At 36.7% G+C, this 18,080-nt stretch carries 13 protein-coding genes; 2 read left to right on the top strand and 11 right to left on the bottom strand.

All coding sequences use genetic code 11. The annotated features are described in order from the left end of the window. Window positions 1–162: 162 nt before the first annotated feature. The 3 genes from ACXR6G_RS17325 to ACXR6G_RS17315 form a co-directional block, all read right to left on the bottom strand. Window positions 163–957, bottom strand: coding sequence for a toll/interleukin-1 receptor domain-containing protein (locus ACXR6G_RS17325; RefSeq protein ID WP_458362712.1), 795 nt, complete (start codon window positions 955–957; stop codon window positions 163–165). Between the two features lie 265 nt (window positions 958–1,222). Next, complete coding sequence (locus ACXR6G_RS17320; RefSeq protein ID WP_458362711.1) at window positions 1,223–1,942, bottom strand: hypothetical protein; 720 nt, start codon at window positions 1,940–1,942, stop codon at window positions 1,223–1,225. Between the two features lie 422 nt (window positions 1,943–2,364). After that, a complete protein-coding gene (locus ACXR6G_RS17315) occupies window positions 2,365–2,937 on the bottom strand; it encodes a transposase (RefSeq protein ID WP_458362710.1) in 573 nt (190 codons plus the stop codon). Window positions 2,938–3,322: 385 nt separating this feature from the next. Here ACXR6G_RS17315 and gatE point away from each other — a divergent pair, with 385 nt between their 5' ends. Beyond that, window positions 3,323–5,293, top strand: a complete 1,971-nt coding sequence (gene gatE, locus ACXR6G_RS17310; RefSeq protein ID WP_458362709.1) for a Glu-tRNA(Gln) amidotransferase subunit GatE — start codon at window positions 3,323–3,325, stop codon at window positions 5,291–5,293. Window positions 5,294–5,302: 9 nt separating this feature from the next. After that, window positions 5,303–6,685, top strand: coding sequence for a Glu-tRNA(Gln) amidotransferase subunit GatD (gatD, locus tag ACXR6G_RS17305; RefSeq protein WP_458362708.1), 1,383 nt, complete (start codon window positions 5,303–5,305; stop codon window positions 6,683–6,685). A gap of 121 nt (window positions 6,686–6,806) precedes the next feature. Here the strand turns inward: gatD and ACXR6G_RS17300 are convergent, their stop codons facing one another. The 8 genes from ACXR6G_RS17300 to ACXR6G_RS17265 form a co-directional block, all read right to left on the bottom strand. Next, window positions 6,807–6,959: a hypothetical protein gene (locus tag ACXR6G_RS17300; protein ID WP_458362707.1), complete on the bottom strand. Its 153-nt coding sequence runs from the start codon at window positions 6,957–6,959 to the stop codon at window positions 6,807–6,809. 73 nt (window positions 6,960–7,032) lie between these two features. After that, window positions 7,033–8,397 carry an outer membrane protein assembly factor BamB family protein gene (locus tag ACXR6G_RS17295; RefSeq protein ID WP_458362706.1) on the bottom strand — a complete coding sequence of 455 codons (1,365 nt, stop codon included), beginning with the start codon at window positions 8,395–8,397 and terminating at the stop codon, window positions 7,033–7,035. Between the two features lie 233 nt (window positions 8,398–8,630). Next, window positions 8,631–9,569, bottom strand: a complete 939-nt coding sequence (locus tag ACXR6G_RS17290) for an NAD(P)-dependent oxidoreductase (protein ID WP_458362705.1) — start codon at window positions 9,567–9,569, stop codon at window positions 8,631–8,633. Window positions 9,570–10,143: 574 nt separating this feature from the next. Then, window positions 10,144–11,406, bottom strand: coding sequence for a multidrug effflux MFS transporter (locus ACXR6G_RS17285; RefSeq protein ID WP_458362704.1), 1,263 nt, complete (start codon window positions 11,404–11,406; stop codon window positions 10,144–10,146). A 63-nt stretch (window positions 11,407–11,469) separates the two neighbouring features. Then, window positions 11,470–12,042, bottom strand: a complete 573-nt coding sequence (locus ACXR6G_RS17280; RefSeq protein ID WP_458362703.1) for a TetR/AcrR family transcriptional regulator — start codon at window positions 12,040–12,042, stop codon at window positions 11,470–11,472. 145 nt (window positions 12,043–12,187) lie between these two features. Beyond that, entirely contained in the window at window positions 12,188–15,382 is a 3,195-nt protein-coding gene (locus tag ACXR6G_RS17275) for an efflux RND transporter permease subunit (protein WP_458362702.1), read from the bottom strand. Window positions 15,383–15,416: 34 nt separating this feature from the next. Beyond that, window positions 15,417–16,502 (bottom strand): efflux RND transporter periplasmic adaptor subunit, encoded by a 1,086-nt coding sequence (locus tag ACXR6G_RS17270; RefSeq protein WP_458362701.1) that lies wholly within the window; start codon window positions 16,500–16,502, stop codon window positions 15,417–15,419. Between the two features lie 38 nt (window positions 16,503–16,540). Next, on the bottom strand, window positions 16,541–17,872 hold the full coding sequence (locus tag ACXR6G_RS17265) for a TolC family protein (RefSeq protein ID WP_458362700.1): 1,332 nt from the start codon (window positions 17,870–17,872) through the stop codon (window positions 16,541–16,543). Between the last annotated feature and the right edge of the window lie 208 nt (window positions 17,873–18,080).

The raw sequence follows: 18,080 nt of genomic DNA, 5'->3' as shown, positions 1-18,080 counted from the left end.
GCCGCACGACTGTATCGTGTAGTATTTGATCTATAACATAAAGAGGACTTAAAATTTACACTTTCCGACTTTTCAAGTTCCTCACTAACTTCAACAATTTGAGTAGATAAAAAAAAGAGCTACCTATTAAGATTGCTCTATAGCAATTTCTATATTAAATATTTAAAAAGGAGGTAGTTCAGCTATACGCCCCTTCACTTTATCTCTCAATATTTCTCCTGTACCCAAAAGCATACGAATATCAGGATATATAGCCATGTATTTTGAAATTTCATATTCCTTCCCATTCAATTCCATTTCAGACGCGTGCACACCATCCACTTCAGCATATTTATCTAGCCAAAAATCAATAATTTCATTTTCTGATTTCTTTGTTAACAAATTAGATGAAAAACTATTTTTCATTCCTCTGAGTAGTTGTAAAGATTCTTCTAGCAACTCTCTATCATTCCTTACATCAGATTCTTCCATAGAACTTTCGGGGACATTTGCGAGCTTAGTTTCCAATTGTTCCCAAAAAATTTCAAAAACAGATATTAAATTAGCATCTTTCATGCCCTTGCCACCTGTTTTCTTCACAATTCCGTTAATTGTCTTAAGCAGTTTCAAAATATCACCCTTTTCAAAACGTGTATTTTGAAATTGTGAAAGCGGTTGCTGTACATTTGCAGCAGTAATATCAAAAAGAAAAGTACAAACATAAGCATCGGAATTTTTGGCTATTGCACCTGCTTCGAAATGAATCCATTTTGAATCCAAATTATCTTTAGTTAAACAGATAATAGCAACTTTTGATTCTTTTAGCTTAGATGCTATTTCATCGCTCCACCGTTTACCTTTGTCAATATCTGTTGATATCCAAGGCTCTAAAGACTGTAACACTTGCTCCAACCAATTACTTAAAGTTTCTGCTACATATTTACTTCTGTCCCCAGACCAACTAATAAATGTTTTCATTTTATGTTATTTTTATTTTTTCGAATTATAAAATAAATAATGTAATAAAGTATTATAATTTATCATACAAAAATATGAGTAGCCTAATTCAGTTGCTCTTATTCATTTAAATTATTATAGTCTTATTTTGCTACCGCATAACGGTCTTGCTAAATTTCGTGGGCGATTAAAACAGTTGCTTTATCATTGCTGTTGTTTATTTATTGAATTTACTTCCAAACTGCTCATCACAACTCATCAAATCTAGCTTTTGTTAACAGGAGATTTACTTTATTTTATTCCATTTTTTACAATTATCATAAAATCTTTGAACATACTCTTTATCAGGAGAGTCAATCAATTCAATCCACTCTTCATAAGAATATACAATTATCTCACAATTGTTGCATCTATCTATTAAGTCACTATCTATAATCATGTCAGATAAAGTGTAACGATTTTTAATCTGTGTTATCATTTCAACTCCATCAGTCTGCTTTACAATTGAATGATGCTTAATCATACTCTTTGGAGCTAATACTGAAAAAAAAGTCTTGCAACTTTTTTTCGTGTTATATGAAATACAAGCCAAGTTTCTACTTGCCTGATTATAATCTTTAGCATGTGTAGTTCCTTGACTCAAATTACTTCCCATTTTAGCTTCTATAATACCAAATATTTTAGCATTGTCACAAACAGTAATTTGACCTCTTTTACTATAATCAATTTCAAAATCTCCCAAAGTCATATCTGCATGAGTATATCCTTCTCTATTCTTATTTGCATTTACAAACTGACTAGAAATCAACCCTTCAGATGACCATTGAGTAAGATTAGTAAAATCAAGACAATCGTTAATTTTCAATCCTTGCTTTATTGATGTGTAAACTAATAATCTAGTCATCCATCCTTCGTTGTATATTTCTGTCGGATTTATATTAGGAATTGTATTATTTTCTGTTGAAATATCAATCGTAGAAATTATATCAGTGAAAAAATTCTTCATAAAGTTTAATTTATTGTGTTATTCCAATTATCGCTAACGTAAGTATAACATCAATATTGATGTTATTTCTCTTTTATTTTTCTATAAGGTGATATTATCATTTCATATTAGATATATAACAACACCCTCATTATTCTGATTAACAAAAATAACATTTAAATTAAAGCAAACACACTTATTATGTAAGCAATTTTTAAAGCGATATTAAATAGAAAATCTCTACATAAACGTACTTCTTACTTTAATGCATTTTAAAACACGCCTTAGTGCATGCCTCTTAAAATGCTATGAATATTCTATGAGCTCAGGGCAATCCTCCTTTTTGATTTTTATAATTACCATTCGTAGAGACAAGGCATGCCTTGTCTCTACGGTACGATCAAATTTATTTTTTTAGATTTTTGATACAAGATTTTGCTTCTCTACCTTATTGCATGGAATTTATCATCCTTCCAGGTCGAGGGGTTGTTTTTGATGTAATCGCTGATGTTATAGAATGATTGATCATTGCGGATTATATGATCGTGAAATCGTGCTTGCCATGCAAAATCGGCATGTATTTTTCGGGCGTTTTTTGTTAATACCGATTTATATGAACCAATTATGGATGACAGGGTTTCTTTACCTTGATTTTGAAAACGTTTCTGCCCAATTGTTTCGTGTTTTTGTTGTGGTAATTGTGTTGATAGAGACAAGGCATGCCTTGTCTCTACGGATACGGGTTTATTAATTATAATTATCCCATGTACATGATTGGGCATAACCACAAATTCATCCAATTCAACAAATGGGAAATGTTCTGATATTTCTAACCAATATTTATATGCCAAGAATCCTATTTCAGATAATTGCATGATGCCATCGGTAATTTCACCGAAATAATGTGCTCGATCCTGTGTGCAAATAGTGACAAAATAGGCCGCATTGCTGCCGTAATCCCAATTTTCCAAACGAGCTGATTTTATTCGGTATTGATTTTGGAATTTCTCTGACATTTTATTTATTCATTTCATTAAGTAGAGATGCCTAAATTGTGCGTCTCTACGGTACGGATCAAATTTGTTATTGAATACTAAAATTACGAATTAATTCAACTAAACAATATTATGTGAATAGGTAAAAAAACGATAGGTTTATGCAGAATAGAATTACACGACATAAAAACGAGCTTCTTACTTAAATCGATTTTAAAATACGCCTTAGTCATAGCGGCTGAAAACAGGCACGATTGACTTCAACATTAGGCTATGCCCTCTTCCCAACAAACTTGGCTCCTCCAAGTGAGCCACATAAGCGATTAAAACCTAGCCAATTCTACCATACTGGCTTGTTAAACTTAATTATCTTATCTACCTTATGGCTTCCAAAATTAAACCCACTATGCCTAAATTTAACCCAGTAAAAAACTACCAGAACACCCGCAAAACCATAGGGTATGTCACCAGAAAAGAAGCGACAGAAAAGGATTACAAAAGAATCGGATTTATGTCTGGTTTGGAAGTCCATCAACAGCTTAAAACCGAAAAAAAACTCTTCTGTCATTGTCCTGCCGGTCTCTTGCACGATCATAAGGATTTTGATGCTGAGGTTATCCGCCATATGCGTCCTACCTTATCGGAGCTTGGCGAATATGATGGAACCGCTTTGATGGAGTTTAAAACCCGGAAAGAGATCACCTATCGTTTGAACAACAATTCGGCTTGTACCTACGAAATTGATGACACCCCACCTTTTATCATAAATAAGGAAGCTTTGGAGTATGCGCTTGAAATCTCTTTGCTATCGAATTTGAATATTGTAGGTGAAGTTCATATCACGCGTAAGCAATATTTGGATGGTAGTATTCCTGCAGGTTTCCAAAGAACAGCCATTCTTGGTGTTGAAGGTCATATTCAGTTGAAAAACAAGAAAGTTCGTTTGATTCAGTTGAGTATAGAAGAAGACTCCTGTCGGGAGATTTCGGATATTGGCCACAACAGACTGTATAAAACGGATCGCCTGGGTGTGCCACTGATTGAAACCGTAACCTACCCTGAATGTTTTACCCCTGATGAATTGAGAGAAGCTGCGGAATACATCCGTTTCCTTAATCGCAGTACGGGGAAAGTACGTACGGGAATGGGTGCTGGTCGCGAAGATGTGAATGTGAGCTGCAAGGGTGGTACACGTGTAGAAATAAAAGGTGTGGCCCATAATAAATGGATTCCTGAGCTATCGCATAACGAGGCTTTCCGTCAGTGGGCTCTGCTTAATGTGCAGAAGCTGCTGAAAGAACAGGCTAAGAACAAGAAGTATTGGAAAATTAAAAGTCAGAAGATTGATCCTTCTCAATTGAAGCTTGATAACAAACTGATGGCATCGCTGGATTTTTCTGAGATGGAGGTTTATGCTGTCAACTTGGAAGGTTTCCAAGGCATACTATCGCACTTTACTCAACCTAAACATTGTTTTGCTAATGAAATTACAGATCGTTTAAAGGTTGTGGCTTGTATCGAAAAGCCAAATATGATTCATTCGGAAGAGATAGATGGTTCGAGCTTAAAGGCTGACTTCGATAAAATTAAAGAACTGCTGAATGCAGGTGATAATGATGCTCAAATCATTTTCTGGGGACCAAAAGATGATATTCCTACGGCTCTTGAAACTATAGAGGAACGTTGTGTAATGGCATTCGATACGATTCCTGAGGAAACTCGCAAGTCCTTTAAGGATGGGACTACTATCTTCGAGAGAGTGTTGCCAGGAGCGGACAGAATGTATCCTGATACGGATTCGGCTCCTATCCCATTGCCACTTTCTTATATCGAAAGTCTGGACCAGAATTTACCTGTTGATATTTCGAAACGTTACGAGCAACTTCGCCATTGGGGCATCCCTACTGATGCTGATCATTATATTTTAAGGAACAATTTGGTTCCGGTTATCGAGAAAATCGAGAAACTAAAGATCCCTGCTAAATTTGTTGGAACCTTCTTCGCGCATACGCTGAAATATGTAGAAGGGAAATACAAAAAGCATGAAGAGTTTAAGTACAATCGCATTGTGAAAATGTTTGAATTCATACAAAAGAATAAACTGCATTACGCCATCTCCAAGCTGATGCTTCCTGTGCTAATAGAGCACCCTAATATGGATTTCTCATCGATTTTGACCAGCATTAATTTCAAGAAAAAAAATATTGAAGAATTACTAGCGCCTGTCAACTATCTGGATGAAAAATTTAGAGAGACCAACGGTCAACCTGATAAAAAGAAAACCGTTGATTGGATTATGGGCCAGCTTCATAAGCAGGCTACAGGGAATATTGCATTAAGCGAATTGAAAACTAAAATTGAAAAAGCTATTAAATAGTCGACTATTATGGAAGATATTTTTCAAGGATATAAAGGCGGTGCGCTAGAAGTACTCAAAAAATATAATGTTAGAGTTTGGGGAACTGCAGAAATCACGACGACGCGTGGTGGTTTTGAGGGAACCATTCTACCCCGATCGGAAAATGACGACGATCAGCATATTGTTCTAAAAATTATTACGGGCTACAATATTGGTGTGGATATTATTACCATTACCGATATGAAGGAAACAGGCTACAAAAAGGCCAATTATAAGATTCCTGAAAAGGAGTTTCCTTTTACCGAGGGTTTGCCTGCCGTGAAACTATTCGGTACGGGAGGTACAATTGCCTCGCGTTTGGATTATAGAACAGGAGCCGTTATTCCGGCTTTCTCGCCAGGTGAATTATACGGTGCTGTGCCCGAATTGGCTGACATCTGTAATTTAACAACCGAGAAGGTCTTTGCTGTATTTAGTGAGAATATGGGGCCTCCACAGTATATGCAATTGGCTAAGGCCATTGGTAAAGAGATTGAGAACGGTGTGGATGGTATTGTTATTGGTCATGGTACCGATACGATGCATCACACGGGTGCTGCTCTTACTTTTATGGTGCAGAACTCACCTGTGCCTATCGTTATTGTGGGATCGCAACGTTCGTCGGACCGACCAAGTTCTGATGCTGCTCTTAACCTGATGCATGCCATGTATGCGGCAGGGAATTCGGATATTGCTGAGGTGATGGTCTGTATGTTTGGCCCTACTTCTGATGAATATGGCTTGTTGCACAAGGGAACTCGTGTGCGTAAGATGCACTCGTCTTACCGATCGACTTTCCGTACCATTGGCGATACGCCGCTGGCTATGGTCAATCGTCATAAGATTGACTACATCAAAAAGGAATTTAAGCACAGACGTAAGGATAGAAACGTAACGATAAAGCCTTATTTCAGTGATAAAGTCACCATGCTTTATTACTATCCGGGCATGAAACCAGACGTTTTGGATGCCATGGTTGATTGTGGTTATAAGGGAATCGTTTTTATTGGAACTGGCTTAGGTCATGTAAATAAAGAGCTGTATCCATCTATTGCAAGAGCCAGGGAAAAAGGCGTGTATATGTTTATGACCCTTCAAACCATTTGGGGCTATGTTCAGATGTATGTTTATGAAACTGGCCGTGAGATGATGGCTAGAGGCATTGTTCCTGGAGGTAATATGCTACCTGAGGTGGCTTATATCAAACTGGGTTGGGCATTGGGTCAGACAGACGATCTTGAAGAGGTGCACAAGCTGATGCTAACGCCTATTAATGATGAAATAACCGAAAGAGAGCCGTATAATGGTTATCTGCTGTACCAAGGTGGTATTCCTGAGGTGGAGGAATTTATTAAGGCGGTTCATAAATAGGAATTATATTCCTATAATACATGCCTTCAGTCGCCCAAATTGGGCGTCTCTACATACTTCATAACAAACGCCCCAAACTTTAATTAGTTTGGGGCATTTTCTTTGTTCAAAATTCAAGGGTTTAATCCTCTCCAAAAATCTCAGAACCGAAAAACAATAAAAACAGAAGAACTAGAAAGAATCCTATAATAAAAAGACATCCCTCTTTTGTTGCTTTTGGAGGTACTGGGCTAAAGCCTGTTAGTCCTCTTCGACTAAATGTAGTATGTGACATATATAAACTTTCTAATATTCCTCGTAAAATTTATCATCTGTCCATTTTAATGGCTTGTTTTTGATGTAATCTCTTATTTTCCTACGGCAATTAAATATTTCTGAGTTCTAAAATATAGCCTTTCGTCTGATATGGCTGGGGTTGCCATAATAACATCATCCATGCTGTTTTTAGCAATCAATTTGTATTCTTTGCCAGCCTTTACAATAAACACATCGCCCTTTTCTGTAGAATAATAAAGTTTCCCATTGGAGGCAATGGCTGATGCGGTTATGCCACGTGCACCAGCAACAACTTCTCTATAAATAAGATCACCTGTCATAGCATCATAACAGCTTAATCGACCTCCCATACTCATATTATATAAGTAATCACCATAAACTATATTGGTTGGATTGTAAGCTCCACCACGCTTTATACTCCAAACCACATGCTCATTCGATGTCTCTTTTTGGCCAAGACTAATATCTCCTTTTGCATTTGGATTTATAGCATATATGGGTGATAACTTCCCATGGGCACTATGTATATAAATCAATCCGTGTGCGAAAATTGGAGTCGGAACTGGAATATCTCCTCCACCATCTAGTTTCCATATCTCCTCACCTGTCTCAAAGTCATATCCTCCAATATGCTTGTAACCATTCACGACAATTTGCGTGCGATCTCCCTCTTTACAAACATTTGGTGTGCTCCATGTAGGCACATCATTTCGTGGTACTTTCCACTCTTCTATACCTGTTTCAATATCAATTGAAGCTATAAAAGAATCACCAAGAAAATCACATTGTACAATAACTTTGTTCTCATGAATAATTGGTGAACTTGCAAATCCCCACTCTACCTTCGGTGCTCTGTAATATCCCGAATTCATTTTTCCAAAATCCTTTTCCCAGATCAAATCACCTTTAAGATTGTAACAGTACATACCATCTGAACCAAAAAAAGCTACAACATATTTTCCATTTGTAGCACATGTTGGATTTGCATGTGACCCTTTCGTATGTCTCTTGGTTTTTGGAACCGATTTACGAGCTAATTTATTCCACAGAATATCACCTGATTTTTTGTCAATACATATCACTCTAAATTCGTGAACGGATTCATCATCATAACTAGCAATATCACCATACAATCCAACTTTTAAAGAATCTGCACCAATTTCACTAACCGCTGTGGTTACAAAAAGTTTGTCATCCCAAATTACAGGACAAGAAAGGCCCAAACCTGGAATTCCTGTCTTCCATTTTATATTTTCTCCCGTAGAAACATCCCATTTATCTGGTAGTTTAGTAGATTCAACAATACCACTTGCCAATGGTCCTCTAAACTGTGACCATTGTTTCATATGATCTTTTTGTGCAATTGCATGATGACCTAAACATATTAGCGACCAGAATAATACTTGAGATTTTATAAACATCATTTTGTATTTCATACGAATTCTATTTTGTGAGTTCTATTCAATATTTTATTACTTAAAACAAGGACTTGTTAGACCACAAATCTTTAATGTTTCTTAAAATTACAAAAAGCATGAATTAAACAATATTTCCGAATGAAGTAAAATAAAAATGATTAACTATATAGAACATCTCTACATAAAAAAATCCCCAAATCTAAATTGATTTGAGGATTATTTTTAGCTGTCTAGCCGGCTTGTATCTAATTTTAAATACTTAAACAATGATCTGCGTTAGCTTCGCTTGTTGCATACTCTTTTAAGTTTTCGAGTACTTTATAGGATAAACGCTCTTTAGCTTCTTTGGTCCATCCTGATGTGGCTTCAGAATATATGATATTATCATTCTGAATCAATTCGGCTTTATGCTCACCAAATGCAACGCTATCGAAAATGGCATAATTCCCTTTTGTATTCATCCATTTCGTAAAATCTTCTTTTTCGAAACACAATCCAAGCGATGTGTTGATCAATATTTTATCGTTCCCTAAGGTTTTAAAATGTTCGGCATTTAAGATTTTTGTTCCACGCGGTAAGTGAAAAGAGATAATATCACAATGGTATAGTAATTCATTTAAAGGCATATATTCGATTCCTTCATTCTCTGCATCGGGTTTTCTGTTTCGGCTGTAGTAGAAGGTTTTAGCTCCGAATGCTTGCAAGCGATGAGCGGTTAAACGCCCCGTTGTACCTATACCAATGATACCGACTTTTTTATTCGTCAGTTCAACAGGTTCTTCACGCCATTGATGCTTACCTAATCCCTTAAGCAGCTGAATCAGTTCTGTTATTATAAATTCACCAACACCTTCGTCACCATAGTCTCTAACACCTTTTACAGTAATGCCCTTTCCAATAGCATAACGAACATCGACATTGGCTGAGTCGAAATCGATCAAACTACAACACATGCCAATATATTTTAAGTTATGGCACTGACTTAATACACTGGCATTAATACGAGTATTCCACGATACTAATACACAATCGGCATGCTGAATGCGATTTATGATCTCGGCATCGTCTTTAGGTATATCATTATAGGCAATTATTCTTTGTTCCGATATAGTTTGAAGTTTATCGAGAGCAAATTCCTGCAAGCCTGTATAGTCAAGAATCACTATCTGTTTGAACTTTATATTATCCATTCCTTTTCCTTAAGTTTTCGCCGCAAAAGTAATGCAATTGTCTTCAAGACCCTTCTGAGACCTGGATTATATTGCTATGATTTATGTCAGCTTTATATAGCGAATTTGTTATACTGAAGCCAAATTATATGGGCAAAAAAAATCCCCAAACCATTTTAAGATTTGAAGATTGCTAGATTGATATTCTAAAACCAATTCTGTCCTAATTAATTGGCGCTTCGCCCAAACCAGACTTCATTTATTCATTAAAGTCTACTTTTATTTGTATTCATGATTTCCGCTTTGCTCCAATTGTTGGCTTGATCCAAAAAACGAAGCAAAAAAAATCAAGGCTGCTTTTTAAATACCTTTCTTATTTGCCTCATGCTAAAGTGCGGCCGGGTGATTTCCTCGCCAAGCTCGGAACTTCCCGGTCTTTCTAAAGCTTTCGTAAATCGAAAAATATTTAAAAGAAATGCCCTTTTACGAGAAGATCAAAAATAACCCCTCAATTCTATTATCAAGCTTAAATAAATTATTAACAATGAAATACACGACACAAACAAAAACGTTGAGGACGCGATTGTTCTAAAACCTATTTCGTGCTTTTATCCGAAACTAAAAGAGGTTGAACTTGAAGTTTGCTTTCCTGTTCTATTGCCATTCGTTTATTTGACCACTTGAAGTATTGAATCAAGAGTAATGATAGTGCACCACAGATAGCAAAACCAATAAAAAGAGCTATAGCGGTAAATTCAATAAATCGGCCAATAAAAGTTGCAAGGGGCACGGCAATAATTGTTGCTACAAAACCGAATATAGCTGCTCCAATTCCAGCAATGTGCCCAATAGGTTGCATGGCTAAGGCATTAATATTACCGAACATAAAGCCGACACAGAAAATCATCATCACAAAGAATACAAGAATAATTGAAAGGCTAGGATTTGGTTCTCCATAATATAGAAATACATAAGCCAAGGAAATTAGCGTTAGGGCAAGCGTAAATGTCGAAGCCAATTTTAGCATCCCGAATCGCATAACAAATGTTCCATTTAAGAAGGTTGCCAAACCAATCACAATGGCTATTCCTGCGAAAATATAAGGAAACTCTTCAACCAAACCGTATTGTACTTGAAAGATATGTTGACTGGAACTTAAATACACCATAAATGCTGCGGTAACAAAGCCTGAAACCAAGGTAAAAACCAGCGTTTGTTTATGATTCACAAACTCCTTTATCCCCTCACTAAAGAGAGACAATTTCATTTTCTTTCTCTTCTCTTCGAGCAAGGTTTCAGGCTGACGTCGCCATAACCAAAGAATCACAAAAAGTCCAAATATAACCTGACTCGTAAAGATGGATTGCCATCCAAAACTGTCTAGCATCACCTTCCCGAAGGAAGGTGCGATAATAGGCGCTAAAATGAAGATAGCCGTCACAAACGACATGATTCGAGCCATATTGTCTCCAACAAATCGGTCTCTAACCATAGCCATACTAATGGTTTTTGGTGCAGATAAGCCAACTCCTTGTAGAATTCTTCCCAAAATCATCATCTCCATACTTGTAGCATAAATACAAAGCAAGCTGGCAAAGGCAAAAACAGTGTAACCTATATAAACAACTGGCTTTCGACCTAAACTATCGGATAATGGACCGGAAATTAGCTGACCGAAGCCAGTTCCCAGAAAAATCATGGTGATTAACAGCTGATTGTTTTTCGCATCTGATATACCAATTGCGTTGCCAATTTCATTCAAGCCTGGCAATAAAGCATCGATAGATAATGAGGCTAGTGACATTAGTGATGCCATGATGATAATGAATTCTGTATCTGATTTCTTTTTTATTTGCATGCTAATCGTATCCTGTTTAAGTGATCAGTAATGAACACCTATTTATTTTTAAACGTAAATTTCTTAGTATTGTATTGTTTTGAAAGCCAATTGAAAGGTAGCTTGTATACTCTGATCAGTTACAGTGAATCTAGAGGACATTCTTTTACTTGATAGAAAAGATGCTGGTGAAAGAAAAAATGCAATGAAGATATCCAGTGACATTTCTTTAATCACTTTTTCTCTTATGCCCTTTTCAACCAATTGGGCTAAGGGCTGAGCGAATTTTTGCATTTTTATTGAGTCCACCAGGTCGTTGAAAGGAGAATTCGTAAACTGAAGGTCGTATGAAATCAATTCTGGCAAGTAGTGTCGTGCTTTAATTGAATTAACCCAAAGCGTTTTTAGATTCTCTTTTATTGTGCAATTATCACCTAAGTCTTTATGATAGTAAGTCGTTAATCTCTCCTTTACATTGTAAAAAATAGAAACAACGAGATCCTCCTTATTTTGATAATAGATATAAAGCGTTGCCTGAGAAACACCTGCCTCCTTTGCAATTTTAGATATGGATGTGTTATTTAATCCATTTTCATTGACAAGCTTAATAGTAGCATCAACAACCGCCTTTTCCTTCTGGATGTCTTTAATTCTCATCGCGCAAATGTAAGTGAGTGAACGCTCACTTACAAATGGTTTTAGAAGGTTTTTGTCTCAAACCACATCACTCTTTACAATATATGTAACAAACAAAAGCCTCAAACTATTACTAGTTTGAGGCTTTATGATGAAGCTAATAAGCTTACTTATAATTTTTCTTTTCTGTGATATAATAGATCAATGGAACGATTAGAAGTGTCAAGAATGTTGAAGCAATGGTTCCACCCATCAGTGAAATGGCTAATCCTTGGAAAATTGGATCGAATAAAATCACAACGGCTCCAATCACAACGGTTCCTGCTGTCAACAGAATTGGTGTTGTTCTTACGGCTCCTGCCTCAATTATAGCTTCTTTAAGTGGGCTGCCTTCTGCCAAGCGCAAATTAATAAAGTCTATGAGCAGTATGGCGTTTCGAACCATAATACCCGCGAGGGCAATCAATCCAATCATGGATGTTGCAGTAAAGAACGCTCCCATTAACCAGTGTCCAACCAGAATACCGATTAGAGATAAAGGAATGGATACCATCATCACAAATGGCACTTTAAAGTTCTGGAACCAACCAATTATCAGCATATATATTACGAGTAGAACAACAGCAAAAGCTGTTCCTAAGTCACGGAATACCTCATAGGTAATTTGCCATTCTCCATCCCATTTCAGACTATAATCATCCTCAAATAAAGGTTGCTGTGTGTACTCTTCAGTTAAAGAGAAACCTTGTGGAACTTTAATCTCGTCCAAATTTTCTGAGATACCCATAATACCATAAACCGGGCTTTCAAGTTTACCTGCAACATCAGCTGTTACATAAACGACACGCTTCTGGTTCTTGCGGTAAATGCTCTTCTCTTTGGTAATCTCATTAATCTCAACAATATCGCCAATGGCTAACATCTCTCCTGTTTGGGTCAGAATATTCACCTTTTTCAGATCATTAATACTTGATCTCTCCTCCTCTTTCAAACGAAGGTTAATGCCTATTTGATTGTGCTCATTTTCTTGATAAAACTGAGATACATCCTGACCATTTAGAGTCATGGCAATAGTCTGAACAACCTGCTGTGTATTGACACCTGCCAACATGGCTTTCTCCTTATTCACATCAAACTGGTATTCTTTCTGATCATCTTCAATCAACCAATCCACATCAACCACATCGGGTGTTTTGCTAAATAAGGTTTTTAATTGAGAAGCAATCGCTATTCGTTCCTGATCGTTAGGTCCATAAATCTCAGCGACCAAAGTTGACATCACAGGAGGCCCTGGTGGTACTTCTACAACCTTAACATTAGCATTAAACTTCGTGCCAATGGCTTGCAAACCTGGACGTATCGCCTTAGCAATATCATGCGACTGTTCATCTCTATCGTTCTTATGAGTCAGATTCACCTGAATATCGGCCATATTAGCTCCACGTCGTAAATCGTAATGACGAACTAAACCATTGAAATTCATTGGAGCAGCTGTTCCAATATAGCATTGATAATCCATCACATTGGCTTGCTGTGCCACATAAGCCGCAAGCTCTTTAGTTACCATTGCTGTACGCTCGAGGGTTGTTCCCTCAGGCATATCAACAATCACCTGAAATTCATTTTTATTATCAAAAGGCAACATTTTAACAGCAACCTTTTTGAAATAAACCAAGGTGGTTGAAGCCAATAAAAGCACCATTACCGAAAGAATAAATGTCCAACGCAACTTTGGAGATTCCAACATAGGACGCATCGTTTTATTATAGATCTTATAGATAAAACCATCCTCCAATTTAAACTTGCTTTCAATTTCTGTCTCTTCATCCTCACCACCTTTCAACAATCGATAGGCTAGATATGGCGTAATGGTTAAAGCAACTAATAAGGAGAATATCATGGCAATGGATGCACCTATAGGCATAGGACTCATATAAGGTCCCATTAATCCCGATACAAAGACCATAGGAAGAACTGCTGCAATTACCGTGAATGTTGCCAGAATAGTTGGGTTACCAACCTCGTCGATAGAATATATAGCCGCTTCCATAAACGACTTCTTCTTCATTTTGAAATGACGATGCATATTCTCGGCAATAATGATGGAATCGTCCACCACAATTCCCGTTACAAAGACCAGTGCAAATAGTGTAATTCTATTCAAAGTATAGTCCAGATAATAGTAGCTGAACATGGTTAGTGCAAAAGTGATAGGTACCGAAAGGAATACAACCAATCCACCACGCCATCCCATGGCTAGCATTACTACAAAGGTTACAGCTATAATAGCACCCAAAAGGTGTAATAAAAGCTCTGCTACCTTATCGGATGCAGTTGCGCCATAATTTCGAGTCACTTCAACATGAACATCAGAAGGGATCAAATCTTTCTTCAATAATTCCAATTTGTTCAGAATCTGATCTGCAATCTTCATGGCATCGGCACCTCGACGTTTTGCGATAGAAAGTGTTACGGCCTGGTATTCACCTTTAAAGGCTGCATGCTTATCATTGACTTGTCCATAACCAAAACTAACGTACTGAGAAGGTATCTCTGGTCCATCGACAACCTCAGCAACCTGTTTTAAATACACAGGACTAGCCTGATTAATTCCAACAACCAGATTAGAAAGCTCTTCTGCATTTTCAATAAAGTTACCTGTCTTAACCAGGAACTGATTATCGTTATTATTGAACGATCCCGACCCCATTTGTTGGTTAGCCGCTTTAATTTGTTGTGCAATACTCAAAGCATCAACATGGTAATTAGCCATCAACTCGCGATTCAAAATCACCTGCAATTGACGAGAACGCCCACCTCTTATCGCCGTGGATGAGACTTCACTGACTTTCTCAACCTCATTATTCAATTCCTGAGCAATTCTTCGCAACTGGAAGTCGTCGTATTTTTCGCTCCAAAGCGTTAATCCTAAAACTGGAACATCATCAATGGCACGTGTCTTAATCAATGGAAATGAAATCCCTTTAGGCATCTCATCCATATGTTTCATGATCTCGTTGTACATCTTTACAAGAGAACGTTCTACATCCTCTCCCACATAAAATTGTACAATTAACATCGCTTGTTCCGACATAGATGTAGAATACACATATTCTACGCCTGGTATATTAGCTACCACTTTCTCTAGTGGCTTCACAATTCTTGATTCAACCTCAGCTGGACTTGCACCAGGATATGCTAAAAAGATATCAGCAATGGGTACGTTAATTTGAGGTTCCTCTTCTCGAGGTGTTAGGTACGAACTATAAGCTCCAATGATCAAAAAGGCGACCATCAATAGAGGAGTTAGTTTCGAATTTATAAAGAGTTTGGCTATTCCGCCAGCAAATCCTGTTTTCATATGATATAGAAGATTAGTCTTGAATACTGCATGTTTACTTTACGTTCTTCACCTTTAACTTGGCACCATCCCAAATTTTACCTTTGTATGATAAAATATACTTCTCTCCTGAACTTAAGCCTGAAAGCACTTCTATCGAATTGCCATAAGATTTACCTACACGAATCCAACGCAACAAAGCCGTATTGCTCTGACTTAGCGTATAAATACCAATTAATTGACCTTTCTCTACTAAAACTGATTTAGGAATAACAATTCTGTTCGTCTCTCCCATTTGGATATAGACCTTTGCAAACATGCCTGTATAAAGTTTCAAGCTTGAATCTTTAATCGCATCAAGTTGTAGCTTAATTTCGAACTGATTTCCTGAATCCAGTGCAGAAGGATTAATTTCTGATACTCTAGCTTGAAGACGACGATTATTCTGAGCTGTTAATTCAACTTCTACATAATCGTGAAGTTTAATTTGTGATATTTCTGATTCTGGTACACGAGCAACCACCTGATAGTTTCCTTTTTTCTCGATTGAAAGTAAAGGCATTCCTGGAGAGGCTAAATCACCAACTTTTACATACTGCTTAGTTACTCGACCACTATATGGAGCTCTGATATTCGCATATTTTAATGCCTCTTCTACTTCAACAAGCATACCCTTAGCTCCTGCTAATTTGGACTCAGCAACATTTTTCTGAATTTGCATGCCTTCCAACTCCCTTTTTGAAGCTGATTTTTTATCAAACAAAGCTTGATAACGCTCTAAATTCTTTTCAGCATCGGTCAAAAGTGTTTCAGAAACCAAAACATTCGCTTCAGCTTGCTTTTTCTTTGCAAGAATATCATTATTACTAATTTCTAATAGAAGTTGCCCCTTACGAACAGTTTCTCCTAACTTGACATGTATTTTCTCAACTTGCCCCATAATTCGAGTACTTAGTTTCGAATAGGTTCCAGCCTCCAGTTTTCCTGTAAAACTCAATAATTCTGCTTGCTTTATATTTTTAGCCTGTGCCACTTCTACAGTCAGATCGAAACCTGATGCTTTCTTCTTAACAGGTTCACTGCTACAAGAAGCTAATAATGCCACTGCTAAAATAATGCTTAAATAGTATCGTGTGTTCATATCATCTATATTGGATGGTTGTTATCGATTTGTTGATTTTATTTTAATTCTTTCTCTAAAAGGAACTCTAAGTAAAACTTAGCTGAATAGTAATTGTTAATCGCATTCAGATATTCTAAATTTTTAGTCGCATATAGGGTTTCTGACTGGATTAAATCAGTCATTTTCTCTAAACCATGTTTAAAACGATTGGTGCGAATCCTCAAGGCTTCCTCTGATTGTTCTTTTGCCAAACGACCCGTTTCAATTATTTTAATACTCAAGACTAATGAACGCTTGGCTTCTCTCACTTTAAGATTATTCTGCTCCAGGTAATCATCGAAATCAAGCTTTTGAAGTTGTAGTTCAGCTTTGGCCTTCTTAATCTTCCCGACATTCTTATAACCTTTAAACAGATCCCAGGATAATGAAGCACCAATCATATAATTATTAGCACTTGTACCTAAGAATTCTTTATCGTTCCATTCATATGCCCCAAAAGCATTTATGCGAGGTAAGAACTTATTACGGGCTGATTTCAACATTTGCTCCTTTGCCGATACACCTTTCTTATAGGCTAAAATATCTGAGCGATCTTCGTTGGTCTTCTCATCATCAACATTTGAACTCATTAATGGTTCTTGAAAGCTATCAGAGGCTATTAAGTCACTCGATGATTCAATTCCCAGTAGGAAGGCTAAATAGTCTGCAGCCCCTTGACGTTGATTCCTTGTTTGGCTTAATTGGTTCTCGACTTCCAGAGCACGAACTTTTGCAGCTAGAACATCGGCTTCTTTAATTAGATCTTCTTCAAAAAAATCTAAACTTTGTTTCAAGTTAGCGTCTGTACTAGTTTTAATCTCTTGAAAAACACTAACGGCTTCTTGTGCAAGTTGCAACTGCTTGTAGGCTTTTTTCACTTCAAATTTGATATACTCTGAGGTTCTCTCCGACTGTAAACTCACAGCTTCATAACCAAATTTAGCTGCTTTACGTTCATGTATACCATCGAAATTCAAGAGAGGTTGTTCGACCTTAATTTGTGTTTGAAAATTTTCCATTGATCCTGGATCATTCAATAATACAGGATTGAAATCAGCAGTCGTAACCACTTCTTGTTTCAATTTAAAACCAAAACTGGCAAGAGGATCATTCGTTCTTACAGCTGTATGAGATAGGTTAATTCCAGGAAGGAATAAGGAGTGAGATTGTTGATAATTTGCCTTGGCAATATCAACACGGGTTTTTGATTTCTTTATCTCTTTATTATTCTCTTTTGCCTTTAATAAGGCATCCTCTAGACTAATGTTATTTTCATTAGTCTGAGCAAGAGCTAGAAAAGGAATAAAAAACACAAAAATGATAATCAAATGATAGGATAACTTTTGCATATATTTTATGATTTTGGATTCTTTAACGTCTCAAAACTATATAAAAACAAGCACACATCCAACTATCTATATATCTAAACTATCTATCTTGTCATAGATTAACCACATCAATTTTTATATTAAAGAAAAGTAACACATTAGCTCGATAACTGCAAATTATATTTTGTATTAAATCTGATAGGTTTATCTTTGCCAACTATATCATCAA

This window comes from Ancylomarina sp. YFZ004 (genome assembly GCF_054254355.1).
Note: the sequence above shows the minus strand (reverse complement) of the source record. Positions and strands in the feature narration are given on the sequence as shown.

Excerpts from the sequence above, each read along its gene's own strand:
- ACXR6G_RS17315 (WP_458362710.1), bottom strand. The coding sequence starts at position 2,937 with ATGTCAGAGAAATTCCAAAATCAATACCGAATAAAATCAGCTCGTTTG.
- ACXR6G_RS17295 (WP_458362706.1), bottom strand. The coding sequence starts at position 8,397 with ATGAAATACAAAATGATGTTTATAAAATCTCAAGTATTATTCTGGTCG.
- ACXR6G_RS17265 (WP_458362700.1), bottom strand. The coding sequence starts at position 17,872 with ATGCAAAAGTTATCCTATCATTTGATTATCATTTTTGTGTTTTTTATT.
- ACXR6G_RS17285 (WP_458362704.1), bottom strand. The coding sequence starts at position 11,406 with ATGCAAATAAAAAAGAAATCAGATACAGAATTCATTATCATCATGGCA.
- ACXR6G_RS17290 (WP_458362705.1), bottom strand. The coding sequence starts at position 9,569 with ATGGATAATATAAAGTTCAAACAGATAGTGATTCTTGACTATACAGGC.
- ACXR6G_RS17280 (WP_458362703.1), bottom strand. The coding sequence starts at position 12,042 with ATGAGAATTAAAGACATCCAGAAGGAAAAGGCGGTTGTTGATGCTACT.
- ACXR6G_RS17270 (WP_458362701.1), bottom strand. The coding sequence starts at position 16,502 with ATGAACACACGATACTATTTAAGCATTATTTTAGCAGTGGCATTATTA.
- gatD (WP_458362708.1), top strand. The coding sequence starts at position 5,303 with ATGGAAGATATTTTTCAAGGATATAAAGGCGGTGCGCTAGAAGTACTC.
- gatE (WP_458362709.1), top strand. The coding sequence starts at position 3,323 with ATGCCTAAATTTAACCCAGTAAAAAACTACCAGAACACCCGCAAAACC.
- ACXR6G_RS17325 (WP_458362712.1), bottom strand. The coding sequence starts at position 957 with ATGAAAACATTTATTAGTTGGTCTGGGGACAGAAGTAAATATGTAGCA.
- ACXR6G_RS17320 (WP_458362711.1), bottom strand. The coding sequence starts at position 1,942 with ATGAAGAATTTTTTCACTGATATAATTTCTACGATTGATATTTCAACA.
- ACXR6G_RS17300 (WP_458362707.1), bottom strand. The coding sequence starts at position 6,959 with ATGTCACATACTACATTTAGTCGAAGAGGACTAACAGGCTTTAGCCCA.
- ACXR6G_RS17275 (WP_458362702.1), bottom strand. The coding sequence starts at position 15,382 with ATGAAAACAGGATTTGCTGGCGGAATAGCCAAACTCTTTATAAATTCG.